Source organism: Pseudomonas sp. R32, assembly GCF_009866705.1.
In the GTDB taxonomy this organism is placed as follows: domain Bacteria; phylum Pseudomonadota; class Gammaproteobacteria; order Pseudomonadales; family Pseudomonadaceae; genus Aquipseudomonas; species Aquipseudomonas donghuensis.
The window spans coordinates 3,652,631-3,677,977 of sequence record NZ_CP019396.1 but is presented as its reverse complement, the minus strand read 5'-3'; the positions used below and the strand labels follow the sequence as shown (position 1 = coordinate 3,677,977).

Annotated in this window: 23 protein-coding genes and 1 pseudogene; 11 read left to right on the top strand and 13 right to left on the bottom strand. The window is 62.2% G+C overall.

Annotation, left to right across the window (positions count from 1 at the left end; translation table 11 throughout):
- Nucleotides 1-115 precede the first annotated feature (115 nt).
- The 3 genes from acnD to prpD all read left to right on the top strand — a co-directional run bounded on the left by acnD (nt 116) and on the right by prpD (nt 5,530).
- Complete coding sequence (gene acnD / locus PspR32_RS17060) at nt 116-2,704, top strand: Fe/S-dependent 2-methylisocitrate dehydratase AcnD (protein ID WP_010222524.1); 2,589 nt, start codon at nt 116-118, stop codon at nt 2,702-2,704.
- 99 nt (nt 2,705-2,803) lie between these two features.
- Nucleotides 2,804-3,994, top strand: coding sequence for a 2-methylaconitate cis-trans isomerase PrpF (gene prpF, locus PspR32_RS17055; protein ID WP_159388938.1), 1,191 nt, complete (start codon nt 2,804-2,806; stop codon nt 3,992-3,994).
- A 51-nt stretch (nt 3,995-4,045) separates the two neighbouring features.
- Nucleotides 4,046-5,530 (top strand): 2-methylcitrate dehydratase, encoded by a 1,485-nt coding sequence (gene prpD, locus PspR32_RS17050; RefSeq protein ID WP_036996354.1) that lies wholly within the window; start codon nt 4,046-4,048, stop codon nt 5,528-5,530.
- Between the two features lie 140 nt (nt 5,531-5,670).
- Here prpD and acnB read toward each other — a convergent pair whose 3' ends face one another.
- Nucleotides 5,671-8,280 carry a bifunctional aconitate hydratase 2/2-methylisocitrate dehydratase gene (acnB, locus tag PspR32_RS17045; RefSeq protein WP_010222521.1) on the bottom strand — a complete coding sequence of 870 codons (2,610 nt, stop codon included), beginning with the start codon at nt 8,278-8,280 and terminating at the stop codon, nt 5,671-5,673.
- Nucleotides 8,281-8,686: 406 nt separating this feature from the next.
- On the opposite strand from acnB, the gene PspR32_RS17040 reads away from it, so the two are divergent.
- Nucleotides 8,687-9,154, top strand: coding sequence for a DUF1289 domain-containing protein (locus tag PspR32_RS17040; protein ID WP_010222520.1), 468 nt, complete (start codon nt 8,687-8,689; stop codon nt 9,152-9,154).
- A gap of 98 nt (nt 9,155-9,252) precedes the next feature.
- On the opposite strand, the gene PspR32_RS17035 is transcribed toward PspR32_RS17040, so the two are convergent.
- Nucleotides 9,253-10,116 (bottom strand): universal stress protein, encoded by an 864-nt coding sequence (locus tag PspR32_RS17035; RefSeq protein WP_010222519.1) that lies wholly within the window; start codon nt 10,114-10,116, stop codon nt 9,253-9,255.
- Nucleotides 10,117-10,274: 158 nt separating this feature from the next.
- Here PspR32_RS17035 and PspR32_RS17030 point away from each other — a divergent pair, with 158 nt between their 5' ends.
- The 4 genes from PspR32_RS17030 to PspR32_RS17015 all read left to right on the top strand — a co-directional run bounded on the left by PspR32_RS17030 (nt 10,275) and on the right by PspR32_RS17015 (nt 14,256).
- Nucleotides 10,275-10,880, top strand: coding sequence for a tRNA-(ms[2]io[6]A)-hydroxylase (locus PspR32_RS17030; RefSeq protein WP_036996348.1), 606 nt, complete (start codon nt 10,275-10,277; stop codon nt 10,878-10,880).
- A 137-nt stretch (nt 10,881-11,017) separates the two neighbouring features.
- A complete protein-coding gene (locus PspR32_RS17025; RefSeq protein WP_036996347.1) occupies nt 11,018-11,491 on the top strand; it encodes a MarR family winged helix-turn-helix transcriptional regulator in 474 nt (157 codons plus the stop codon).
- Nucleotides 11,492-11,530: 39 nt separating this feature from the next.
- The gene (locus PspR32_RS17020; RefSeq protein ID WP_010222516.1) at nt 11,531-12,727 is read left to right on the top strand and encodes an HlyD family secretion protein; all 1,197 of its coding nucleotides are present in this window, start codon (nt 11,531-11,533) and stop codon (nt 12,725-12,727) included.
- On the top strand, nt 12,724-14,256 hold the full coding sequence (locus PspR32_RS17015) for a DHA2 family efflux MFS transporter permease subunit (RefSeq protein WP_100782390.1): 1,533 nt from the start codon (nt 12,724-12,726) through the stop codon (nt 14,254-14,256). Before PspR32_RS17020 ends, PspR32_RS17015 begins: the two co-directional genes overlap by 4 nt.
- Nucleotides 14,257-14,336: 80 nt before the next feature.
- Here PspR32_RS17015 and lpxH read toward each other — a convergent pair whose 3' ends face one another.
- Together lpxH and PspR32_RS17005 are read right to left on the bottom strand one after the other, a co-directional pair.
- Entirely contained in the window at nt 14,337-15,059 is a 723-nt protein-coding gene (lpxH, locus tag PspR32_RS17010; protein ID WP_036996340.1) for a UDP-2,3-diacylglucosamine diphosphatase, read from the bottom strand.
- Nucleotides 15,056-15,556 carry a peptidylprolyl isomerase gene (locus PspR32_RS17005; RefSeq protein ID WP_010222512.1) on the bottom strand — a complete coding sequence of 167 codons (501 nt, stop codon included), beginning with the start codon at nt 15,554-15,556 and terminating at the stop codon, nt 15,056-15,058. The genes lpxH and PspR32_RS17005 overlap by 4 nt, the downstream gene beginning before the upstream one ends.
- Nucleotides 15,557-15,792: 236 nt before the next feature.
- On the opposite strand from PspR32_RS17005, the gene PspR32_RS17000 reads away from it, so the two are divergent.
- Together PspR32_RS17000 and cysS are read left to right on the top strand one after the other, a co-directional pair.
- Nucleotides 15,793-17,496, top strand: a complete 1,704-nt coding sequence (locus PspR32_RS17000; protein ID WP_010222511.1) for a glutamine--tRNA ligase/YqeY domain fusion protein — start codon at nt 15,793-15,795, stop codon at nt 17,494-17,496.
- 9 nt (nt 17,497-17,505) lie between these two features.
- A complete protein-coding gene (gene cysS, locus PspR32_RS16995; RefSeq protein WP_010222510.1) occupies nt 17,506-18,888 on the top strand; it encodes a cysteine--tRNA ligase in 1,383 nt (460 codons plus the stop codon).
- A gap of 75 nt (nt 18,889-18,963) precedes the next feature.
- On the opposite strand, the gene PspR32_RS16990 is transcribed toward cysS, so the two are convergent.
- The 3 genes from PspR32_RS16990 to PspR32_RS16980 all read right to left on the bottom strand — a co-directional run bounded on the left by PspR32_RS16990 (nt 18,964) and on the right by PspR32_RS16980 (nt 22,196).
- Nucleotides 18,964-20,352 (bottom strand): sensor histidine kinase, encoded by a 1,389-nt coding sequence (locus PspR32_RS16990; protein WP_010222509.1) that lies wholly within the window; start codon nt 20,350-20,352, stop codon nt 18,964-18,966.
- On the bottom strand, nt 20,330-21,010 hold the full coding sequence (locus tag PspR32_RS16985; protein WP_010222508.1) for a response regulator transcription factor: 681 nt from the start codon (nt 21,008-21,010) through the stop codon (nt 20,330-20,332). Before PspR32_RS16985 ends, PspR32_RS16990 begins: the two co-directional genes overlap by 23 nt.
- A gap of 166 nt (nt 21,011-21,176) precedes the next feature.
- A complete protein-coding gene (locus PspR32_RS16980; protein ID WP_010222507.1) occupies nt 21,177-22,196 on the bottom strand; it encodes a branched-chain amino acid aminotransferase in 1,020 nt (339 codons plus the stop codon).
- A 348-nt stretch (nt 22,197-22,544) separates the two neighbouring features.
- On the opposite strand from PspR32_RS16980, the gene PspR32_RS16975 reads away from it, so the two are divergent.
- The gene (locus tag PspR32_RS16975; RefSeq protein WP_159388937.1) at nt 22,545-23,081 is read left to right on the top strand and encodes a cysteine hydrolase family protein; all 537 of its coding nucleotides are present in this window, start codon (nt 22,545-22,547) and stop codon (nt 23,079-23,081) included.
- Here PspR32_RS16975 and PspR32_RS16970 read toward each other — a convergent pair.
- From PspR32_RS16970 to PspR32_RS16945, 6 genes and pseudogenes are all read right to left on the bottom strand, one after another.
- Nucleotides 23,058-23,249: pseudogene (locus PspR32_RS16970) on the bottom strand (ABC transporter ATP-binding protein); the annotation flags it as partial. The gene PspR32_RS16975 and the pseudogene PspR32_RS16970 sit on opposite strands and share 24 nt — an antisense overlap.
- A gap of 268 nt (nt 23,250-23,517) precedes the next feature.
- On the bottom strand, nt 23,518-23,766 hold the full coding sequence (locus PspR32_RS16965; protein WP_036996330.1) for a hypothetical protein: 249 nt from the start codon (nt 23,764-23,766) through the stop codon (nt 23,518-23,520).
- A gap of 7 nt (nt 23,767-23,773) precedes the next feature.
- A complete protein-coding gene (locus PspR32_RS16960; protein ID WP_159388935.1) occupies nt 23,774-24,259 on the bottom strand; it encodes a hypothetical protein in 486 nt (161 codons plus the stop codon).
- 221 nt (nt 24,260-24,480) lie between these two features.
- Nucleotides 24,481-24,723 (bottom strand): hypothetical protein, encoded by a 243-nt coding sequence (locus PspR32_RS16955; protein WP_145997611.1) that lies wholly within the window; start codon nt 24,721-24,723, stop codon nt 24,481-24,483.
- A gap of 14 nt (nt 24,724-24,737) precedes the next feature.
- Nucleotides 24,738-24,887: a hypothetical protein gene (locus PspR32_RS16950; protein WP_159388934.1), complete on the bottom strand. Its 150-nt coding sequence runs from the start codon at nt 24,885-24,887 to the stop codon at nt 24,738-24,740.
- Between the two features lie 213 nt (nt 24,888-25,100).
- Nucleotides 25,101-25,343 (bottom strand): hypothetical protein, encoded by a 243-nt coding sequence (locus PspR32_RS16945; protein ID WP_159388933.1) that lies wholly within the window; start codon nt 25,341-25,343, stop codon nt 25,101-25,103.
- Between the last annotated feature and the right edge of the window lie 4 nt (nt 25,344-25,347).

Sequence of the window (25,347 nt, the reverse complement as noted above, 5' to 3'; positions counted from 1 at the left end):
GCAGGGATGTGCCCCGGCAGTAAATGCTGACGCACCACTCATCTGCTTTGCTTGCCGCTAGTGGCTTGGGGCTTGTAGCTGGCTTTCGACCTTACCGTGATTGAGTCCCTGTGCCATGAATAGTGAATTTCGCAAGAACCTGCCGGGCACTGGCCTGGATTATTTCGACGCCCGCGCGGCCGTCGATGCGATCAAGCCCGGCGCCTATGACCGTCTTCCTTATACCTCGCGCGTCCTGGCGGAAAACCTCGTGCGCCGCTGCGACCCGGCCAGCCTCAATGCCTCGCTGGGCCAGTTGATCGAGCGCAAGCGCGACCTCGACTTCCCCTGGTTCCCGGCCCGCGTGGTGTGCCACGACATTCTCGGCCAGACCGCGCTGGTGGACCTGGCCGGCCTGCGCGACGCCATCGCCGACGGTGGCGGTGACCCGGCCCAGGTCAACCCGGTGGTACCGGTGCAACTGATCGTCGACCACTCCCTGGCAGTGGAATGCGGTGGTTTCGACCCGCAGGCGTTCGAGAAGAACCGCGCCATCGAAGACCGCCGCAACGAAGACCGCTTCCACTTCATCAACTGGACCAAGAAGGCGTTCAAGAACGTCGACGTGATCCAGCCGGGCAACGGCATCATGCACCAGATCAACCTGGAGAAGATGTCGCCGGTGATTCACGCCGAGCGCGGCGTGGCCTACCCGGACACCTGCGTCGGCACCGACAGCCACACCCCGCACGTCGATGCCCTGGGCGTGATCGCCATCGGCGTCGGCGGCCTCGAAGCCGAGAACGTCATGCTCGGCCGCGCGTCGTGGATGCGCCTGCCGGAAATCGTCGGCGTCGAGCTCTCGGGCAAGCCGCAGCCGGGCATCACCGCCACCGACGTGGTACTGGCCCTGACCGAATTCCTGCGCAAGGAAAAAGTCGTTGGCGCCTACCTGGAATTCTACGGCGAAGGCGCCCGCGCCCTGACCCTGGGCGACCGCGCGACGATCTCCAACATGGCCCCGGAATACGGCGCCACCGCGGCGATGTTCTCCATCGACCAGCAGACCATCGACTACCTCAAGCTCACCGGCCGTGAAGACACGCAGGTCAAGCTGGTGGAAACCTACGCCAAGGTCGCAGGCCTGTGGTCCGACAGCCTGGCCAATGCCGAGTACGAGCGGGTGCTGCGCTTCGACCTGTCCAGCGTGGTGCGCAACATGGCCGGGCCGTCCAACCCGCACGCCCGGGTCGCCACCAGCGACCTGGCGAGCAAGGGCATCGCCGGCCAGTGGGAGGAAGTGCCGGGGCAAATGCCCGATGGCGCGGTGATCATCGCCGCCATCACCAGCTGCACCAACACCAGCAACCCGCGCAACGTGATTGCCGCAGGGTTGCTCGCGCGCAACGCCAACAAGCTTGGCCTGGTGCGCAAGCCGTGGGTGAAGTCGTCGCTGGCACCGGGCTCGAAAACCGTGGCCCTGTACCTGAAAGAGGCGGGCCTGGATGACGAGCTGGAGCAGCTCGGTTTTGGCATCGTCGCCTTTGCCTGCACCACCTGCAACGGCATGTCCGGCGCCCTTGATCCGGCCATCCAGCAAGAGATCATCGACCGCGACCTGTACGCCACCGCCGTGCTCTCGGGCAACCGCAACTTCGACGGCCGCATCCACCCGTACGCCAAGCAGGCGTTCCTGGCATCGCCGCCGCTGGTGGTGGCCTATGCGATTGCCGGCACCATCCGTTTCGACATCGAGAAAGACGTGCTGGGCGTGGTCGACGGCAAGGAAATCCGCCTGAAAGACATCTGGCCAAGCGACGAAGAGATCGACGCGGTGGTCAAGGCGGCGGTCAAGCCCGAGCAGTTCCGCCAGGTCTACATCCCGATGTTCGCCGTGCAGGAAGACACCGGGCCCAAGGTCACCCCGCTGTACGACTGGCGCCCGATGAGCACCTACATCCGTCGCCCGCCGTACTGGGAAGGCGCGCTGGCCGGCGAGCGCACGCTCAAGGGCATGCGTCCGTTGGCGGTGCTGCCGGATAACATCACCACCGACCACCTGTCGCCGTCCAACGCCATCATGCTCGACAGCGCCGCCGGTGAGTACCTGGCGAAAATGGGCTTGCCGGAGGAAGACTTCAACTCCTACGCAACGCACCGCGGCGACCACCTGACCGCGCAGCGCGCAACGTTCGCCAACCCGAAACTGTTCAACGAAATGGTCCAGGAAGGCGGTAAGGTCAAGCAGGGTTCGCTGGCGCGTATCGAGCCGGAAGGCAAGGTCACGCGCATGTGGGAGGCGATCGAAACCTACATGCAGCGCAAGCAGCCGCTGATCATCGTCGCCGGCGCCGACTACGGCCAGGGCTCGTCCCGTGACTGGGCGGCCAAGGGCGTGCGCCTGGCCGGTGTCGAGGCCATCGTGGCCGAGGGTTTCGAGCGTATCCACCGCACCAACCTGGTGGGCATGGGCGTGTTGCCGCTGGAGTTCAAGCCGGGCGCCAACCGCAAGACCCTGGGCATCGACGGCACCGAGACCTTCGACGTGCTCGGCGAGCGGACCCCGCGGGCGACCCTGACCCTGGTCATCACCCGGGCCAACGGTGAGCGCGTCGAGGTGCCGGTGACCTGCCGCCTGGATACCGCCGAAGAAGTGTCGATCTACGAAGCGGGCGGGGTGCTGCAGCGCTTTGCCCAGGACTTCCTTGAATCGGCGGCCGTTTGAGGTAGGGCCTCATCGCGGGTCAAGCCCGCTCCCACAGTTCAGTGGGAGCGGGCTTGACCCGCGATAGCTCCCCCAAAGCACTCACAGGACAACTCAACCATGGCTCACGTACCCCAGATCAAAATCCCCGCCACCTACATCCGTGGCGGCACCAGCAAGGGCGTGTTCTTCTGCCTCGACGACCTGCCCGAAAGCGCGCAGATCCCGGGCCCCGCCCGTGACGCGCTGCTGCTGCGGGTGATCGGCAGCCCCGACCCCTACGGCAAGCAGATCGACGGCATGGGCGGTGCGACGTCCAGCACCAGCAAAACCGTGATCCTTTCGCGCAGCATCAAACCCGAGCACGATGTCGACTACCTGTTCGGCCAGGTCTCGATCGACACCGCGTTCGTCGACTGGAGCGGCAACTGCGGCAACCTCTCGGCGGCAGTCGGCTCGTTCGCCATCAGCGCCGGCCTGGTCGACAGCAGCCGCATCCCGCACGACGGCGTGGCCGTGGTGCGCATCTGGCAGGCCAATATCGGCAAGACCATCATTGCTCACGTACCGATCACTCACGGCGAAGTCCAGGAAACCGGCGACTTCGAACTGGACGGCGTGACCTTCCCGGCCGCCGAGGTGCAGCTCGAATTCATGGACCCGGCCGCCGATGAAGACGGCGAGGGCGGCTCGATGTTCCCCACCGGCAACCTGGTCGACGACCTGGTGGTACCCGGTGTCGGTACGCTGAAGGCCACGCTGATCAATGCCGGCATCCCGACCATCTTCATCCAGGCCGAGGCCCTCGGTTACACCGGCACCGAGTTGCAGGACGCGATCAACAGCGACCCGCAAGCCCTGGCCCGGTTCGAGACCATCCGTGCCTATGGCGCGGTGCGCATGGGCCTGATCGAGCATGTCGACGAAGCCGCCAAGCGCCAGCACACCCCGAAAGTCGCCTTCGTCGCGCCGCCGGCGGCTTATCAGTCATCCAGCGGTAAAGCCGTGGCCGCCGGCGACGTTGATCTATTGGTACGGGCACTGTCCATGGGCAAGTTGCACCACGCCATGATGGGCACCGCCGCGGTCGCCATCGGTACTGCCGCGGCAGTGCCCGGCACCCTGGTCAACCTCGCCGCCGGTGGTGGTGAGCGCAGCGCCGTACGTTTCGGTCACCCCTCGGGCACCCTGCGCGTTGGCGCCGAAGCCCGCCAGGTGAACGGCGAGTGGACTGTCACCAAAGCAATCATGAGCCGTAGCGCTCGCGTACTGATGGAGGGCTGGGTACGGGTACCCGGTGATGCCTTCTAACCAGTAGCGGCGCTTGGCTCCCTGTTACCGACGTCAACAGAGAGAAATGAAATGAGTGCCAACGTTGATCTGAACAACCGACCCGACTACGACCGGGTGCTGCAGGATATCGCGGACTATGTCCTGGAGTTCAAGGTCGAATCGCCGGAGGCGCTGGACACGGCGCGCAACTGCCTGATGGACACCCTGGGCTGTGGCCTGCTGGCGTTGCGCTTCCCGGAGTGCACCAAGCACCTGGGGCCGCTGGTGGAGGGGACCGTGGTGCCGTTCGGCGCGCGGGTGCCGGGTACCAGCTACCGCCTGGACCCGGTGAAAGCGGCCTGGGACATCGGTTGCATCGTCCGTTGGCTCGACTACAACGACACCTGGCTGGCCGCCGAGTGGGGGCATCCCTCGGACAACCTCGGCGGTATCCTGGCCGTGGCCGATCACCTGTCGCAAAAACGTGTGGCCAATGGCGAAGCGCCCTTGAGCATGCGCGTGGTGCTTGAGGCGATGATCATGGCCCATGAGATCCAGGGCGTGATTGCCTTGGAAAACTCCTTCAACCGCGTCGGCCTCGACCATGTGCTGCTGGTAAAGGTCGCCTCGACAGCGGTGTGCGCCAAACTCATGGGCGCCAATCGCGAACAGCTTCTTGCGGCGCTTTCCCATGCCTTTGTCGACGGCCAGGCCCTGCGAACCTACCGTCATGCGCCGAATGCCGGCTCGCGCAAGTCCTGGGCGGCGGGCGATGCTTCCAGTCGTGGCGTGCGCCTGGCCGATATCGCCCTGCGTGGCGAGATGGGTATTCCCGGGGTGCTGAGTGCGCCGCAGTGGGGCTTTTATGATGTGTTGTTCAGTCATACCAACAAGGATCTGGCGCTCAAGCCTGAAGACAAGCGCGCCTTCAGCCTGACGCAAAAATACGCCAGTTACGTGATGGAGAACGTGCTGTTCAAGATCAGCTTCCCTGCCGAATTCCATGCCCAGACCGCTTGTGAAGCGGCGGTGATCCTGCACCCGCAGGTGCGCAACCGTCTGCATGACATCGAGCGCATCGTCATTACCACCCATGAGTCGGCAATCCGCATCATCTCCAAGGTCGGCACCCTGGCCAATGCCGCCGACCGCGATCACTGCATCCAGTACATGACCGCCGTGCCGCTGATTTTCGGCAACCTGGTGGCCGAGCAGTACGAAGATGATTTCCATGCCGCGCACCCGATCATCGACCGCCTGCGCGAGAAGATGGAGATCGTCGAAGAGCCGCGCTTTACCCGTGAATACCTGGAGGCCGACAAGCGTTCGATCGCCAATGCCGTGCAGGTGTTTTTCAATGACGGTTCGAGCACCGAGCAGGTGGTGGTGGAGTACCCGATTGGCCATCGTCGCCGTCGGGCCGAGGGGATTCCATTGCTGGAAGAGAAGTTCAAGGCCAACCTGGCGACGCGTTTTACCGGGCAGCGCAGTGCCGAGATCTTTGCCTTGTGCAAAGACCAGGCGGTGCTTGAGGCGACGGCGGTGCAGCGGTTTGTGGATTTGTTCGTGATCTGAGGGCCTCATCGCTGGCAAGCCAGCTCCCACAGTGGTCCTGTGCATACAGTACCTGTGGGAGCTGGCTTGCCAGCGATGCTTTTCAAAGGGCAATAAAAAGCCCCGCCAATTGGCGGGGCTTTTTTTCACGCTAAGTCAGCTTACGCTTGAACAACCGGGATCTTGGCGTTCGCAGCCGCTTCACGGAACTCGGCGATCTGGTCGAAGCTCAGGTAGCGGTAAACGTCGGCAGCCATGCTGTCGATGTTCTTCGCGTACTCCATGTACTCTTCGACGGTTGGCAGCTTGCCCAGGATCGAGGCAACAGCGGCCAGCTCGGCAGAGGCCAGGTAGACGTTGGCGCCATCGCCCAGACGGTTCGGGAAGTTACGGGTCGAAGTCGACACAACGGTCGAGTTCGCTGCAACACGTGCCTGGTTACCCATGCACAGCGAGCAGCCCGGCATTTCCATGCGCGCGCCAGCCTTGCCGTAGATGCCGTAGTAGCCTTCTTCGGTCAGCTGGTGAGCGTCCATCTTGGTTGGCGGCGACAGCCACAGACGGGTCGGGATCGAGCCTTTGACCTTGTCCAGCAGCTTGCCGGCAGCGCGGAAGTGACCGATGTTGGTCATGCACGAACCGATGAACACTTCGTCGATCTTCTCGCCTTGTACGGAGGAGAGCAGACGGGCGTCGTCCGGGTCGTTCGGGGCGCAGAGCACAGGCTCTTTGACGTCGGCCAGGTCGATCTCGATGATCTCGGCGTATTCGGCGTCCTTGTCGGCAGCCAGCAGCTGCGGGTTGGCCAGCCAGGCTTCCATCGCTTGGGCGCGGCGTTCCATGGTGCGGGCATCGCCGTAGCCTTCGCTGATCATCCAGCGCAGCAGGGTGATGTTCGACTTCAGGTACTCGGCAACGGCTTTTTCTGGCAGCTTGATGGTGCAACCGGCGGCCGAACGTTCAGCCGAGGCGTCGGACAGTTCGAACGCTTGCTCGACGGTCAGCTCGTCCAGGCCTTCGATTTCCAGGATGCGGCCGGAGAAGGCGTTGATCTTGCCTTTCTTCTCGACGGTCAGCAGGCCTTTCTGGATGCCGTAGTAAGGGATGGCGTGGACCAGGTCACGCAGGGTGATGCCGGGTTGCAGTTTGCCCTTGAAGCGCACCAGTACCGACTCCGGCATGTCCAGCGGCATGACGCCGGTGGCAGCGGCGAAGGCGACCAGGCCGGAACCGGCCGGGAACGAGATGCCGATCGGGAAGCGGGTGTGCGAGTCACCACCGGTACCGACGGTGTCCGGCAGCAGCATGCGGTTCAGCCAGCTGTGGATGATGCCGTCGCCTGGACGCAGGGACACGCCGCCACGGGTGCGGATGAAATCCGGCAGGGTGTGGTGGGTGGTGACGTCGATCGGCTTCGGATAGGCCGCGGTGTGGCAGAACGACTGCATGACCAGGTCGGCGGAGAAGCCCAGGCACGCCAGGTCTTTCAGCTCGTCACGGGTCATCGGGCCAGTGGTGTCCTGGGAGCCGACGGTGGTCATCTTCGGTTCGCAGTAGGTGCCTGGACGCACGCCTTTGCCTTCAGGCAGGCCGCAGGCCTTGCCGACCATCTTCTGGGCCAGGGTGTAGCCCTTGCCGGTGTCGACAGGTGCTTCAGGCAGCTTGAACAGGTTGGTTGGGCCCAGGCCCAGCTCGGCGCGGGCTTTCTCGGTCAGGCCACGGCCGACGATCAGCGGGATACGGCCGCCAGCGCGGACTTCGTCGAGCAGCACCGGGGTCTTCAGTTCGAAGGTGGTGATGACGTCTTCGCTGCCGTGCTTGCAGACTTTGCCCGCGTGCGGGTAGACGTCGATGACGTCACCCATGTTCAGGTTCGACACGTCGAACTCGATCGGCAGGGCGCCGGCGTCTTCCATGGTGTTGTAGAAGATCGGGGCGATTTTCGAGCCGAAGCAGAAGCCGCCAGCGCGCTTGTTCGGTACGTACGGGATGTCGTCGCCGAAGAACCACAGCACCGAGTTGGTCGCGGATTTACGCGAGGAACCGGTACCGACCACGTCACCGACGTAGGCCACCGGGAAGCCCTTGGCTTTGACTTCTTCGATCTGCTTGAGCGGGCCGATGGCGCCTTGTTGCTCAGGCACGATGCCGTCACGGGCCATTTTCAGCATGGCCAGGGCGTGCAGCGGGATGTCAGGGCGCGACCAGGCGTCCGGGGCAGGGGACAGATCGTCGGTGTTGGTTTCGCCAGGGACCTTGAACACGGTCAGGCTGTACTTGTCAGCGATGGCTGGCTTGCTGGTGAACCACTCACCGGCGGCCCAGGATTCCAGCACGGCCTTGGCGTGGGCATTGCCCGCCTTGGCTTTTTCGGCGACGTCGTGGAAGGCATCGAACATCAGCAGAGTGTGCTTGAGCTGTTCGGCGGCGACGGCGGCCAGTTCGGCGTTGTCCAGCAGCTCGACCATGGTGGCGATGTTGTAGCCGCCCTGCATGGTGCCCAGCAGCTCAACGGCGCGCTTCTTGTCGATCAGCGGCGAGTTGGCTTCGCCCTTGGCGATGGCGGAAAGGAAACCGGCCTTGACGTAGGCGGCTTCGTCCACTCCTGGTGGAACGCGGTTGGTGATCAGGTCGACGAGGACTGCTTCTTCGCCAGCAGGGGGATTCTTCAGCAGCTCGACCAGGCCTGCGGTTTGTTCGGCGTTAAGCGGCTGGGGCACGATACCCTGGGCGGCACGCTCTTCGATGTGTTTGCGGTAGGCTTCAAGCACAGTTATTACCCTCATCAGTGGTCCCAAATGGGTGTCCGGGACGCTCATCCAGAAATTCCGGCACCCATGCGCAATACGGCTTCTTGGGCCGCGTAGCCAGGGTTGCAGGAAATCCTTACAGAAGCTGCTTTCAAAGTTTTACGCCTGTAGAACGGAGGCTGATGAGGGCTGGCGCGGGACATGCGCGAAGCGAATATCCCGGGCCAACGCCGTTCTACCGGATGAACTGTGCTCGTGACGCTTTGAAAACAGCTTCTAACGGACATTGCTGCCTTAAAAAGGCCGGGTGATTCTACGGTAAAAAGTCGATAAAGGTAAGGCGCGCTGGATGACTTTAGCGGGTGACCCTCGTTAGACAAAGGGCTAACATGGCAGCCTGTTCCATCGCCAAGCTGTCGATTTTTTCATGTCCAATCAGTCAATTAAAACGCCTTGCGTCGGCCTCTGTTCCACGGTTTACGGGGACTTGGTGTGCCGTGGCTGCAAGCGTTTTCACCATGAAGTGATCAACTGGAACGGCTACAACGAAGATGAAAAGCGAGCGGTGTGGCTGCGCCTGGAGCAATTGCTGGTGCAGGTCATGGTGGCCAAACTTGAAGTCTTTGATGCCACGCGCCTGCGCCAGCAACTGGAGCAGCGCAAGATCCGCTTCGTGCCGCACCAGTCCGAATATTGCTGGGCGTATCAATTGATTGCCCGCGGGGCGCGGGTGATCCGTGAGCTGGACGCTTACGGCATGGTGTTGTTGCCGGAGTTTCGTGACTGGGAGCTGCCCGAGTTGCGCGATGCCATTGATCGGGAATTCTTCTTGCTGTCCGAAGCCCATTACCAGCGCTATATCGCACCGGGGTTTCTCAAGGATGCCTTGGGCTAAAAGCCGGGGCTGCTTTGCAGCCCATCACTGGCAAGCCAACTCCCACAAGATCAGTGCATGCGGTCCCTGTGGGGGCTGGCTTGCCAGCGATGAGGCCCTCAGCTTCTGGCCAGTTCCGTCAGGTGCACCTTCACTTCCTCGGTCTTGAGCACCAGCACATCACACTCCAGCGCATCGAGCACCACTTCGGCGGTGTTGCCGATCAGCGCCCCGGAAATCCCGGTACGGGCCACTGTGCCAATCACCGTCACCACTGCACCGTACTTGCTCGCCGTAAAGGGAATCAGCACATCCGCGGGCCCTTCGGCCACATGCAGGCGCTCGTCCTTGATGTCGAACTCGGCCTGGAACGCTGCGCATTCCTCGCGGTACTTGCGCTCGATGGTGTCCTTGAGCTGGTACACCGGGTCTGCCGCTGACAGCATCGGCGACGGATGGGCGCTGATCACATGCAGCTCGCCCTTGGCCAGGCTTGCGATCGCGTAGCCATGATCGATGATGCTGGTGTGCAGCAGGCGATGGGCCTCGTCGTGGTTACCGACGTCCACGGCGGCAAGAATCACCCCGCCGGTCCAGGGCCGCTCGCTCTTGACCATCAGCACCGCGCACGGGCACTGGCGCAGCAGCTTCCAGTCGCTGGGGGTGAGCAGGGCGCGCTTGAGCGGGTTGTCCGGGCGATGCTCCTTGATCACCAGGTCGCAGCCTTCGGCCTGCTGCACATCGATGATCGACTCGTGCAGGGTGTCATGCCAGGCCTGCTCGTGGGTCACATTGTCATAGCCGTCATCATGCAGTTGGCTGGCCAGCAGACTGAGCAGGGCGCCATGGTCCTGTTTCTTGTCGCACATCAGCAGGTGCAGGCGCGCACCGGTGACGCCGGCGATCAGTTTGGCCCGGGTCAGCGCCTGGCTGTGGGCGTGCTCGGGATCCAGTACCACCAGGATGCTGCGTACTTCTTGCATGAGCGTGAACTCCCTTCATAAATGGCGGCCAATGCCTGACTATAGTCGGCGCCAACGGCAACGGGCGTTGATATGTATCAAGCATAGTTCACTGGTGATCGGCGCTACTGCCGGTATAATCGCCGGTCTTGCCGTTTGCCCTGCCTGTTTGTGAGCCTATGTCCCTTATTCCCGAAATCGAAGCCTTCCTTGGTTGCCCTACTCCTGACGCCTGGGTCCAGGCGGCGCTTGCCGACCAGGAAACCCTGCTGATCGATCACAAGAACTGCGAGTTCAAGGCCGCCAGCACTGCGCTGAGCCTGATGGCCAAGTACAACACGCACCTGGACCTGATCAACATGATGTCGCGCCTGGCCCGTGAAGAGCTGGTGCACCACGAGCAGGTGTTGCGCCTGATGAAGCGGCGCAAGATTGCCCTGCGGCCGTTGTCGGCCGGGCGCTATGCCTCGGGCCTGCGCCGGGTGGTGCGCACCCATGAGCCGGTGAAGCTGGTGGACACCCTGGTAGTCGGTGCCTTTATCGAGGCGCGCAGTTGCGAGCGTTTTGCCGCGCTGGTGCCGCACCTGGACGAAGAACTGGGCAAGTTCTACCACGGCCTGCTCAACAGTGAGGCGCGGCATTACCAGGGTTACCTGAAGCTTGCGCATCAGTACGGGGATGCGGCGGATATCGAGCGGGTGGTGGAGAAGGTCAGGGCGGTCGAGGCCGAACTGATCAGCAGCGCGGATGAAGAGTTTCGCTTTCATAGTGGCGTGCCTGCCTGACTGACCTGCTTTGAATGGGGGGCTGCAACGCAGCCCCTTTTGTCGTGCAAATAATAAGCAAGCTAATTAATGCCTTGACGTTAGCTGCCTAGGCAGTAACATTGTGTAACTTACTGCCTAAGCAGGTATCTGTGTCCATGCAGCACTACACCCCGGAAAACTTCCAGAACTGCACCCTCGGCATGCTTCTGGGCCGCACCGCGCTGGTCAAAGACCGCATCCTCGACAGCCATATGCAGCCCTATGGCGTGACCGCCGCGCAGTTCAAGGTGCTGATCATCGTCGCCCAGTACGGCGTCGACACCCCGGCCGAGCTGTGCCGCTACCTGTCGGTGGACAGCGGTTCGATGACGCGCATGCTCGACCGCCTCGAACAGAAAGACCTCATCGTGCGCCGCCGTTGCCCTGACGACCGTCGGCAGATTCGCCTGGGCCTGAGCGAGGAGGGCCAGAAACTGGCCGACCGCTTGCCAGAGATTGGCGCTGCAGCGATGAACGAACTGCTGGGCGTGCTCGATCCCGGCGAGCTGACCACCCTCGAAGCGATTCTGAGCAAGGTGCTGCTGGCCTCCGGCGACACTCTGGCGGCCATGCGCCTAGGCGCCAAGTAAGCGCCCATTTCACCCATTCACTCAGCCAAGGTATTAGCAATGGCCACTACTTCTTCTGCGCACGACACCACGCAGGACCTCAACAACCAGCGCAAGCGCAAGACCTGGCTGTTGGCCCTGGCGTTGCTGATCGTCGTCGCCGGCGCTGGCGTCTGGGCCTGGCACGAGCTCTACGGGCGCTGGAGCGAAGAGACCGACGATGCCTATGTCAACGGCAACGTGGTGGAGATCACCCCGCTGGTCACCGGCACCGTGGTCAGCATCGGCGCTGACGATGGCGACCTGGTCCACGAAGGCCAGATGCTGCTCGAATTCGACCCGAGCGATGCCGAGGTCGGCCTGCAGGCCGCCGAGGCCAAGCTTGCGCGTGCGGTGCGCCAGGTGCGTGGCCTGTACAGCAACGTCGATGGCAAGAAGGCCCAGGTGGCCGCGCGCCAGGCCGAGCTGAAAAAAGCTCAGGAGAACTTCAATCGGCGCCAAACCCTGGCCGCCGGTGGGGCGATCTCCAAGGAAGAACTGTCCCACGCCCGCGACGACCTGTCTTCGGCGCAAAGCGCCTTGAATGATGCTAAACAGCAACTCAACACCACCACCGCGCTGGTCGATGACACCGTGGTGTCGTCGCACCCCGAGGTGATGGCCGCCGCCGCTGAATTGCGCCAGGCCTATCTGAACCACGCCCGCACCACGCTGGTGGCGCCAGTCACAGGCTACGTGGCCAAGCGCACCGTGCAATTGGGCCAGCGCCTGCAGCCGGGTATCGCGACCATGGCGGTAATCCCCCTGGATCAACTGTGGATCGACGCCAACTTCAAGGAAACCCAGCTGCGCAACATGCGTATCGGCCAGCCGGTAGACATCGTTGCCGACCTGTATGGCAGTGAGGTGAAGTACAACGGCAGCATCGACAGCCTCGGCGCCGGGACCGGCAGCGCCTTTGCCTTGCTGCCGGCGCAGAACGCCACCGGCAACTGGATCAAGATCGTCCAGCGGGTACCGGTGCGTATTCATATCAATGCCGAGCAACTGGCCAAGCACCCGCTGCGCATCGGCCTGTCGACCCAGGTCGAGGTCGACCTGCACGACCAGAGCGGCCCGGTCCTGGCCCAGCAGCCGCCGCAGAAGGCTTCGTTCGCCACCCAGGTGTACGACCGTCAGTTGGTCGAGGCCGATACCCTGATCACCAAGCTGATCCATGACAACAGTGCAGGCTCCAGCAAGACGGCGCAGCGATGAGCGGCAATCAGGCTTCCTTTACGCCGCCGAGCCTGTTGTTGACCACCATCGGCCTGTCGCTGGCGACCTTCATGCAGGTGCTCGACACCACCATCGCCAACGTGGCGTTGCCGACCATTTCCGGCAACCTCGGCGTGAGCTCGGAGCAGGGCACCTGGGTCATCACCTCGTTTGCGGTGAGCAACGCCATTGCCTTGCCGCTGACCGGCTGGTTGAGCCGGCGCTTTGGCGAGGTCAAGCTGTTCATCTGGGCCACGCTGCTGTTCGTGCTGGCCTCGTTCCTGTGTGGCATCGCCCAGTCGATGCCCGAGCTGGTCGGCTTTCGCGTGCTTCAGGGCATCGTTGCCGGGCCGCTGTACCCGATGACCCAGACCCTGCTGATTGCGGTCTATCCGCCGGCCAAACGCGGCATGGCCCTGGCGCTATTGGCGATGGTCACGGTGGTGGCGCCGATTGCCGGGCCGATTCTGGGTGGCTGGATCACCGACAGCTACAGCTGGCCGTGGATCTTCTTCATCAATGTGCCGATCGGCCTGTTCGCCGCTGCCGTGGTGCGCCAGCAGATGCGCAGCCGCCCGGTCAGCACCAGCCGCCAGCCAATGGACTACATCGGCCTGCTGAGCCTGATCATCGGCGTCGGTGCCTTGCAGATCGTGCTCGACAAGGGCAATGACCTGGACTGGTTCGAGTCGAATTTCATCATCATCGGCAGCCTGATCTCGCTGGTGTTCCTGGCGGTGTTCATTATCTGGGAGCTGACCGACAAGCACCCGGTGGTCAACCTGCGCCTGTTTGTGCACCGCAACTTTCGCATCGGCACCATCGTGCTGGTCGGCGGCTATGCCGGGTTCTTCGGCATCAACCTGATCCTGCCGCAGTGGCTGCAGACGCAGATGGGCTACACCGCCACCTGGGCGGGCCTGGCGGTGGCACCCATCGGCTTGTTGCCGGTATTGATGTCGCCGTTTGTCGGCAAGTACGCACACAGGTTCGACCTGCGTTTGCTCGCCGGGCTGGCGTTCCTGGCGATTGGTACCAGTTGCTTCATGCGCGCCGGCTTTACCAACGAAGTGGACTTCCAGCACATCGCCCTGGTGCAACTGTTCATGGGCATCGGCGTGGCGCTGTTCTTCATGCCGACCTTGAGCATCCTGCTCTCCGACCTGCCGCCGCAGCAGATTGCCGACGGCTCGGGGCTGGCGACTTTCCTGCGGACCCTGGGCGGCAGTTTTGCCGCGTCGTTGACCACCTGGATCTGGATTCGCCGGGCGGACCAGCACCATGCCTACCTGAGCGAGAACATCAGCACCTTTGACCCGGCCACCCGTGAGGCGTTGAACCAGCTGGGCGGGGCGAGCGGGCAGTCGTATGCGCAGCTGGAGCGGATGCTCAGCAGCCAGGCGTACATGATGTCGACGGTGGATTACTTCACCCTGATGGGGTGGATTTTCGCTGGCCTGGTTCTGCTGGTATGGCTGGCCAAGCCGCCGTTCGCGGCCAAGGCCGGGCCGGCGTCGGCGGGGCACTGAAGAAAAGCATCGCTGGCAAGCCAGTTCCCACAGGTCAGGTGTTGTGCCTGTGGGAGCTGGCTTGCCAGCGATCGGGCCTATCAGGGAAAAGCAAAAGGCTGCAGTTGAAACCCTTGCTCATCCACCTGCAACGCCCAGCCTTGCCGGTCCCAATCGCCCAGCACGATACGCCGCGCCGGTTGATCGCCGACCACCAGCTTGTGAATCGCCGGTCGATGAGTATGGCCATGCACCAGGGTGCGCACGCCAAACTGCTGCATGATCCGTGGCACTTCCTCCGCGGTCACATCGACAATGTCGTTGGCCTTCATCCGCGTCTGCGCCCGGCTTTCGCTACGCAACTTGCGCGCAAGCTTCTGGCGGGTGCTCAGCGGCAGGTGCCGGAGAATCCACAGGCTTAGCGGGTTGCGCAGGTAACGGCGCATTTTCATGTAGGCCAGGTCGCGGGTGCACAGGCTGTCGCCGTGCATCAGCAACACCGGCTCACCACCCATCTCGACCACACTGGGGTCCGCCAGCAGGGTGCAGCCCGCGGCCTTGCAAAAAGCCTGGCCGAGCAGGAAGTCGCGGTTGCCGTGCATCAGGAAGACCTGCGTGCCGCTGTCGCTCAGGGCGCGCAGGGCCTGGCAGATCGAGGTCTGGAAGGGCGTCATGGCGTCGTCGCCGATCCATGCCTCGAAGAAGTCGCCGAGGATGTACAGCGCCTCGGCGTGTCGCGCACGACCGTCGAGCAGATCAACAAACGCCCGGGTAATGTCCGGGCGTTCTTCTTGCAGGTGCAGATCAGAGATCAGCAGTATCACTCAATGATCTCGGCTTTCTCGATGATCACGTCGTCCTTCGGCACGTCCTGGTGACCGGACTTGGAACCGGTGGCAACGGCTTCGATCTTGTCGACGATGTCCTGGCCTTCGGTCACTTTACCGAACACCGCGTAGCCCCAGCCCTGCACGTTCTTGCCGCTGTGGTTGAGGAAATCGTTGTTCGAGGCGTTGATGAAGAACTGCGCCGAGGCCGAATGCGGCTCCATGGTACGGGCCATGGCGATGCTGTACTTGTCGTTCTTCAGGCCGTTGTCAGCTTCGTTCTGGATGCTGGCGCGGGTTTTCTTCTGGCTCATGCCTGGCTCGAAACCGCCGCCCTGAATCATGAAGCCCTTGATCACACGGTGGAACACGGTGTTGTCGTAGTGGCCTTCTTTCACGTATTGAACGAAGTTCTCGACGGTTTTCGGGGCTTTTTCGGCATCCAGTTGCAGGACGATGTCGCCGTGGTTGGTGCTCAGTTTGACTTTGGACATGCTGAAATTCGCTCTTTTCAAGGCATTGGAAATTGTTCGCGCAGTATCGCGATACACACCTGACGTACAGTCTACAGCCCGCGATACGTGATTCGCGGCAGTTTTTTTGCATTCGCCGGCGAATATCGCGCCAGTTTGTCGGCGCGATGCTGTCGGCAGCTCGACCGCTTCGGCTATGATAAGCGCTTTGATTCAGTCGGCCTACCCAGGCCGTGCACCCCGTATTCAAGGATCCTATGAGCAAGCCCACTGCCGACACCGCTCCCAACGCCGCTGCCAAAGGCGCTCCCGCCATCCCTGCGAACTTCCTGCGTCCGATCGTGCAGGCAGACCTGGACTCGGGCAAGCACAGCAGCATCGTCACCCGTTTCCCGCCAGAGCCCAACGGTTACCTGCACATCGGTCATGCCAAGTCGATCTGTGTGAACTTCGGCCTGGCCCAGGAGTTCGGTGGGGCCTGTCACCTGCGTTTCGATGACACCAACCCGGCCAAAGAGGACCAGGAGTACATCGATGCGATCCAGAGCGACGTCAAGTGGCTGGGCTTCGAGTGGACCGGCCCGGTGCGCTACGCCTCGCAATACTTCGACCAGCTGCACGCCTGGGCGGTCGAGCTGATCAAGGCCGGCAAGGCCTACGTCTGCGACCTGACCCCGGAGCAGGCCAAGGAATACCGTGGCAACCTGACCACCCCAGGCAAGAACAGCCCGTTCCGCGAGCGTTCGGTCGAAGAGAACCTCGACCTGTTCGCGCGCATGAAGGCCGGCGAGTTCAAGGACGGCGAGCGCGTCCTGCGGGCCAAGATCGACATGGCCTCGCCGAACATGAACCTGCGCGACCCGATCCTCTATCGCATCCGTCATGCCCACCACCACCAGACCGGTGACACCTGGTGCATCTACCCCAACTATGACTTCACCCACGGTCAGTCGGACGCCATCGAAGGCATCACCCACTCGATCTGCACCCTGGAGTTCGAAGGCCATCGCCCGCTGTACGAATGGTTCCTCGACAACCTGCCGGTGCCGGCCAAGCCGCGCCAGTACGAGTTCAGCCGCCTGAACCTGAACTACACCATCACCAGCAAGCGCAAGCTCAAGCAACTGGTCGACGAGCAGCATGTCAACGGTTGGGACGACCCGCGCATGTCGACCCTGTCGGGCTTCCGTCGCCGCGGTTACACCCCGGCCTCGATCCGCAATTTCTGCGAAATGATCGGTACCAACCGCTCTGACGGCGTGGTCGACATGTCGATGCTCGAATTCAGCATCCGCGACGACCTCGATCGCACCGCGCCCCGCGCCATGTGCGTGCTGCGCCCGCTGAAAGTGGTCATCACCAACTACCCCGAAGGCCAGGTCGAGAACCTCGAGCTGCCGCGCCACCCGAAAGAAGACATGGGCGTGCGCGCGCTGCCATTTGCCCGCGAGATCTACATCGATCGCGACGACTTCATGGAAGAGCCGCCAAAGGGCTACAAGCGCCTGGAGCCGGCCGGTGAAGTGCGCCTGCGCGGCAGCTACGTGATCCGCGCCGACGAGGCCATCAAGGATGCCGACGGCAACATCGTCGAGCTGCGCTGCTCGTATGACCCGGACACCCTGGGCAAGAACCCCGAAGGCCGCAAGGTCAAGGGCGTGATCCACTGGGTGCCGGCCGCTGCCAGCGTCGAATGCGAAGTGCGCCTGTACGATCGTCTGTTCCGCTCGGCCAACCCCGAGAAGACCGAAGATGGCGGCAACTTCCTTGACAACATCAATCCTGATTCGCTGCAGGTGCTGACCGGTTGTCGTGCGGAACCTTCCCTGGGCCAGGCCCAGCCAGAAGACCGCTTCCAGTTCGAGCGCGAAGGCTATTTCTGCGCCGACCTGAAAGACTCCCAGCCGGGTCGCCCGGTGTTCAACCGCACCGTGACCCTGCGCGATTCGTGGGGCAGCTAAGGAACTCTCGTGCTTACCATCTACAACACGCTCAGCAAGACCAAGGAAGTCTTCAAACCGCTTGAAGGCAACAAGGTTCGGATGTACGTCTGCGGCATGACCGTCTACGACTTCTGCCACCTGGGCCACGGGCGCAGCATGGTCGCCTTTGACCTGGTGACCCGCTGGCTGCGTTACAGCGGCTACGACCTGACCTACGTGCGCAACATCACCGACATCGATGACAAGATCATCAACCGGGCCAACGACAACGGCGAATCCTTCGACGCCCTGACCGCCCGCATGATCGACGCGATGCACGAAGACGAGCGCCGCCTGAACATCCTGCCGCCGGACCAGGAGCCGCGTGCCACCGACCATATCGCCGGCATGCACGCGATGATCCAGACCCTGATCGACAAGGGTTATGCCTACGCGCCGGGCAACGGCGACGTGTACTACCGGGTCGGCAAGTTCGTCGGCTACGGCAAGCTGTCGCGCAAGAAGATCGAAGACCTGCGCATCGGTGCCCGCATCGAGGTCGACGAAGCCAAGCAGGACCCGCTCGACTTCGTCCTCTGGAAGGGCGTCAAGCCGGGCGAGCCGAGCTGGGAGTCGCCGTGGGGCCCGGGCCGTCCGGGCTGGCACATCGAGTGCTCGGTGATGTCCACCTGCTGCCTGGGCGAGAGCTTCGACATCCACGGCGGTGGCAACGACCTGGAGTTCCCGCACCACGAGAACGAAATCGCCCAGAGCGAGGCCGCGACCGGCAAGCAGTACGCCAACTCATGGATGCATTGCGGCATGATTCGCATCAATGGCGAGAAGATGTCCAAGTCCTTGAACAACTTCTTCACCATTCGCGACGTGCTCGACAAGTATCACCCGGAGGTGGTGCGCTACCTGCTGGTGTCGAGCCACTACCGCAGCTCGATCAACTACTCCGAAGACAGCCTGCGCGAGTCCAAGGGTGCCCTGGAGCGCTTCTACCACGCCCTGCGCGGCCTGCCGCGGGTGGCGGCTGAAGGTGGCGAGGAGTACGTCGAGCGTTTCACCGTGGCGATGAACGACGACTTCGGCACCCCCGAAGCCTGCGCCGTGCTGTTCGACCTGGTGCGCGAGATCAACCGCCTGCGCGAGAGCGACCCACAGGCCGCTGCTGGCCTGGCCGGTCGTCTGCGCGAGCTGGGTGACTTGCTCGGTGTGCTGCAACTGGACGCCGATGACTTCCTGCGTGCCGGTGCCGAAGGCAAGGTTGATGCCGCCGAGGTTGAAGCCCTGATCCAGGCGCGCCTGCAAGCGCGCGCCGACAAGAACTGGGCCGAATCCGACCGCATCCGCGACCAGCTGACCGCCATGGGCGTGGTGCTGGAAGACGGCAAGGGCGGCACGACCTGGCGTCTGGCTGACTAAGCAATCGCGGGGCAAGCCCGCTCCCACAGAAGACTGCAATCCTCTGTGGGAGCGGGCTTGCCCCGCGATGAGCCCCTAACTGACGACACCCGTCCTGCAGTGCAACACCAGTTTCGCCCCACCCAGCTCACTCCCTCCCACCTCCAGCTCAAAGCCGTGCAGGTCAACGATCGCCGCAACGATCGACAAGCCCAGCCCGAACCCCGGGTGACGCTGGCCTTCTTCACTGCGATAAAAGCGCTTCAACACCGCCCCGCGTTCATCCTCGGGAATCCCCGGGCCGCTGTCGTGCACCTCGATATGCACACCCTTGGCATCGCTCAGTGCACGCATCAGCACCTGACCCTGCACCGGGGTGAACTTGATGGCATTGCCCACCAGGTTGGCCAGCGCCTCGAACAGCAACTCGCGGTCACCGTGCAGTGCCGGTAGTTGTTCAGGCATGTCCAGCGTCAGGTCAATCTCGCCGTCTTCGGCCAGCGGCAGGTAGAAGTCATGCAGCTCCTGCAGCAGCCCATGGGGATCAAGCTCGACGAAGCCGGCGCGGCGCTGGCGGTCTTCCAGCTCACTGATGCGCAGCAAGCCGCGAAAACGCGCCATCAAGGTATCGGTTTCGCCAATGGCCTGTTCCAGCGCCTCGGCCTGCGGTGAATCATCGCCGGCCTGCTGGCGAATCCGGTAGAGCTGGGCGCGCAGACGGGTCAGTGGGGTGCGCAGGTCGTGGGCGATGTTGTCACACACGCCTTTGACTTCATGCATCAGGCGCTCGATGCGGTCGAGCATGGCGTTGACGATGGCCGCCAGCATGTCCAGTTCGTCGCGCCGCGCCGACAGCGGCAGGCGCCGGGTCAGGTCGCCGGCGACGATCTGCTCGGCGCTGGCCTGGATCGCGCGGATCCGCTTGAGTGGCCGGCGGCGCAGCAGGTACCAGCCGGCGATGCCGGGGATGATGGTCAGCGACAGGCCCCAGAGCAGCGCGTGGAGGATGATCCGGGTGACCACGAACAGCGAGCCATTGTCGCGCACCAGCAGCAGCCAGCGGCCATCGCGGACCTTGATCGCCACCGCATCGCAGCTGTCGCGGGGCAGGTGCGGGTCGTCGGCGTCCAGGCAGCGGCTCAGTTCATGAATCTTGCCATCCAGGCCCAGCTCGGGCGGCACTTGGCGGATCTGCCCGCCGAGCGGATTGAACTGCCCATCGAACAGCCCATAGGCATCGAAGCTGCGCTCCTCGAACGCCTGGCTGGCAATCAGCGCGTCATCGAGTTGCTTGCCGCTCATGTGCGCGAACAGGTGCTGGCGCTGCAGCAAGGAATGGCGGGTGAGCTTGTTCAGGTAGCCCGAGACCTCGAAGTACAGCACCCCCATGAGGATGCTGCTCCAGGCCACGAACAGGAAGCTGTACAGCGCCAGCAGGCGGCTGGTGGACGAGCTCCAGCCCTTAGACGGGTTCGGCAATGGCATAGCCCGATCCCCGCACGGTGCGAATCAGCGGTGTCTGGCCAGCGGCGTCGATCTTCTTGCGCAAGCGTCCGATGTGCACGTCGATCAGGTTGGTGCCCGGGTCGAAGTGGTAGCCCCAGACTTCCTCGAAAATCATCATCCGGGTAATTACCTGGCCGGCGTGGCGCATGAGGAATTCCAGCAACTTGTACTCGGTGGGCAGCAGGTTGAGGGTCTGATCGCCGCGCTTGGCCTCGTGGCTGATCAGGTCCAGCTCAAGGTCGGCGACCTGCAGGCGGGTCTGTGCCAGGGGCACGCTGTTGCGCCGCAACAACACCTCGACGCGGGCGGCCATTTCATCGGACGCGAACGGCTTGGTCAGGTAGTCGTCACCGCCGGCACGCAGGCCGCGGACCCGTTCGTCGACATCCGAGAGGGCGCTGATCATCAGGATCGGCGTGGCAATCTTCAGGGTGCGCAGGGTGGTGACGATAGTCAGGCCATCGACCTCCGGGAGCATCCGGTCCAGGGTGATCAGGTCGTAACCGCCAGCAATGGCCTTGGCCAGGCCTTCACGGCCGTTGTTGGCCCATTCCACTTCCAGGCCATGGCTGGAAAGCTCGGCGACGATCTCCTGGGCGGTGACAGCGTCGTCTTCGATAGTCAGTACGCGGGGCATGCTTTTACCTGGGCGGCGGGTAGAAACCTGATTGTGCCAAAGAATAGGCGGTGCCCGGGTTAAAGAAAAATTCATCTAGGGGGGAGGCACAATGGGCCGGCATGCACCGACCCCTGTGGGCGCCGGCCTTGCCGGCGATGGGCCGCAGCGCGGCCCCTATTGCAGGTCAGGCGACTTTCACAACCCAGCCCGCCGGGCCTTCGATGTCGCCGCTCTGGATGCCGGTCAGCTCGTTGTAGAGCTTCTGGGTGACCGGGCCGACTTCGCTTTCGCTGTAGAACACATGCAACTTGTCGCCGTACTGGATGCCGCCGATCGGGGTGATCACCGCAGCGGTACCGCAAGCGCCAGCCTCGACGAAGCGGGCGAGGTTGTTGATTTCCACGTCGCCCTCGATGACCTTCAGGCCCAGGCGCGATTGCGCCAGTTCCATCAGCGACAGGCGGGTGATGCCTGGCAGTACCGAAGCCGATTTCGGCGTCACGAACTCGTTGTTGGCGGTGATGCCGAAGAAGTTGGCCGAGCCGACTTCCTCGATCTTGGTGTGGGTCAGCGGGTCAAGGTAGATGCAGTCGGCAAAGCCGGCTTGCTTGGCCTTGTAGCCCGGTTGCAGGCTGGCCGCGTAGTTGCCGCCCACCTTGGCAGCGCCGGTGCCTTGTGGCGCGGCGCGGTCGTAGTCGGAGATCAGGAACTTGTGCGGGGTCATGCCGCCCTTGAAGTACGAGCCGACCGGGATGGCGAAGATCGAGAAGATGAACTCCGGCGCGGTACGCACGCCGATGTTGTCGCCCACGCCGATGACGAACGGTCGCAGGTACAGGGCGCCCTTGCCGTACGGCGGAATGAAACGCTCGTTGGCCTTGACCACCTGCTTGCAGGCGTCGATGAACTGTTCGGTCGGCACCTGCGGCATCAGCAGGCGGTCGCAGCTGCGCTGCATGCGCAGGGCGTTCTGGTCCGGGCGGAACAGGTTGATCGAGCCGTCCTTGCAGCGGTAGGCCTTCATCCCCTCGAAGCATTGCTGGCCATAATGCAGCGCGGTCGAGCCTTCGCTGATGTGCAGCTGGTTGTCTTCGGTCAGGGTGCCCTTGTCCCATTCGCCGTTACGGAAATAGGACAGGTAGCGCTTGTCGGTCTTGATGTAGTCGAAGCCCAGCTTGTCCCAGTTAATGCTTTCGTTACTCATGGCACCCTCGATTCGGTTGCAGATGCCTGCTTTGGCAGGCGGTTCTTATTGCGCACTCGGCCACGATAATACATCCCGTGCAGATCGGGAACGCCCAGTCATAGATTGGACCTTGGTCGCAGGGAAAATCTTTGCCGCTGCCTGGCGCGACAGACATTGACCGTTCCACAGTCCGGGCGCATTATCGAAGCATGAAGCTTTGCCTGCTGACCTCGTCGCGTACCACTACCACCGCCATACGCGGGGCGGGTACGGCTGCTTAACCTTAGGCAGCAGGTAAACCAAGGCCCCGCCAGCAATGGACGGGGCCTTGTCTTTTCTCCGTCCGGGCTGGCCAATCACGGAGAGATGAAGATGCACGCAAAACGCGCACTGCTGGTCCTGGATATGCAGGTGGGTTTGTTCCATGGCCCCGAACAACCCTGGCAGGGTGATCGGGTACTGAACAAGGTCAACACCCTGATTGGCGCTGCCCACGCTGCCCAGGCGCCGGTTTTTGCGGTTCGCCACACCGGCCCGCAAGGGTCGCCGATCGCCGCAGGCAGCCCCGCGTGGCAGTTGCTGCCCGCGCTGGCGGTCAATCCTGCCCGCGACATCGTGTTCGATAAAACCCGCCCCAGTGCCTTCTTTGCCACCTCGCTGGCCGATCAGCTACGCGAGGCCGCCATTGATGAGCTGGTCATCGTCGGCCTCAAAACCCAGTACTGCGTCGACACCAACTGCCGGGTTGCCCGCGAGCTGGGCTTCAACGTGGTGCTGGTCAGCGATGCCCACACCTGCATGGACACCCCCGGCTTGTCGGCCGAGGCGATCATCGCCCACCACAACCTGACCCTGGGCGGCGCCTTTGCCCGCCTGCAATCAACCGCAGACGTGCAGTTCTGAGCCTTCGCCCAACTGCAGATAGCCGTCCAGTGCCAGTTGCCGCAGGAACACCTGGTCGTGGGACGCTACCAGCAAGGTCCCGCGATACTGGCGCAGCATGGCTTCCAGGGCGGCGAGGGAGGGCAGGTCGAGGTGGTTGCTCGGCTTGTCGAGCAGCAATTGCGCAGGTACAGAGCCATTCAGTCCAGGTGGTCAAACCTGCGACGCCTGAAGAATAAGCTGGAGCCAGCACCTGAGATGAGCAATGACACTAGCCAAATGTCCAGTTCGTACCAGTACTTGTCAGGAAATGCGAAGAGACCATATGTACCTGCCCCCCAAAGCGAAATCCCTAACCACTTTCTTATCGGGTAGGGTTTCAGGCAGTGGTCTATCGCTGACATCAGGATCATTGCGTAGCACATTTGTGTAATTACAGACATGGCGTATGTTCTGCTCAGGCCCAGAGGTCGGGATTGAATCGATGACGTCTGAAGAACAGCTCCAGCCCACCGACAACTGCAAAGAGTGAAACGAGTTGCAAGTCAAAGCCAAGCCAATGGCTTTCGGTCAGTGTCAATCTGCCAAGCAAGCCGCCACCCAAGAAAGCCAGGCCGAGCCATTTTCGTGGCCTGGACGGCTTGACCAGACGGTCTATCAGGATGAAAAGCGCCAGGACGAGGAGGAATTGATTGAACTCTGACATGTTCTTTTCAGCCTTGATTCTCGATGATCATTGAGGAAGCTGAACGTTGGGGGCCGATGCCGCCACTGACCGACGCTTGAAGGCTGACGATTACATCTCCGGCATGGTGGGTGGGTATGCGGTTTTTAATGAAGTCGCCTGCTTCGGTGTTTGTGGCTTTTCCAATCAATGGATTGATCAGCCAGCTGGCGAAGCCGGCAAAGGCCCCGGCTACAGTAGTGCTCACAGTTTGTCGCTGGCTGTTCAACCTATCAGCCTGCTGACGGCTCAGCGCTCGAGAAATAGCGACTTTCATCTCGCAGGCACGATTGCCGGCCTGCATTCTGTCGTAGAGCGCCACGAGCATTGTGTTGACCTCGTAGTGCGCCCCCTTCGCTTCACTGATATGCAACTCGCGCAGCCGGGCGCGATGATCCGGCAGGACGATGAGCTGCGAGACGTGGAAAACGATGCCGAAGTTTCCGGCGTACTCATAGGTCTTTTCGATCTGCACAACAACCTTCCCTGTGTAATACGCGCCAGGCGCACCTTATCGACGTGCAGGGAAAGGTGCCCAAATCAACTTCGGGCGTATGTCATATTACTCCGGCATGAAGGTAGGACCGATCCTAAATTAGCGATCAGCCCCTGGAAAATCTCAGCCGGCCTGCTCAAGCCGACGGCGTTTGAGGAGCAGTCCCACACCCAGGATGACGGTGTATCGAAGATATTCGCTCATTCGTCCGGTTGAAACTTACGGCGTCCGATGATCAGGGTCATACCTGCCGAGAATACGAGCAAAGGCGCTAGGGGCAGATCCATTGCCTCCCAATAAGTGCCACCCGGTGTAAACAGTAAAGTAATGCCGGCAGCGCATAGGAAAAGTCCTAGCCATTTACGAATTAAATAGGGTTTTAGGCAATGATCCAGAAATGCAATGAGGATCAACGCGTAACATAGCTGCGTAACTTCAGACATGGTGTGTGCTCTGCTCAGGCATCTTCTTCGTGGCGGTTGCGCCTGAAAAACAACTCAAGGCCTCCGACAATTGCAAAAAGCGAAATCAGATGCAGGTCAAAATCGCCCCAGTAACTTTTTTCGCTCAGCGTGACTCTACCCAGCAGGCCGCCCAGCAATAACATCAGGCTTAACCATTTTCGCTCCACCGGCCCCTGTGATGCAGATGGCAATGAATTCGATATCCAGTGAACCTGCCCGGGCTGGAAGCAGGTAGCTGGTGATCATGCCGACGCCAAACAATACGACGCCACAGCGTTTTCTTAGCCGATAAGGCCTGAAGAAGAAATACAGGAGGTAAAATACAGCCAGAAGGATGGTGTATTGAAGATATTCACTCATTCGTCTGGTTGAAACTTGCGGCGTCCCTTGACTAGAGTCAAACCCGCGAAGAGTACGAACAAAGGGCCTTGTGGCAGATTCAACTCATGCCAATAGAGGCCGCCCGGCACAAACAGCAACGTAATGGCGGCCGTCACCAGCGCCAGCCCCAGCCATTTGCGGAGTAAATAGGGTTTCAGGCAATGATCCATAAATGCAATCAGGATCAGCGCGTAGCACAGTTGGGTAACGTCTGACATGGGC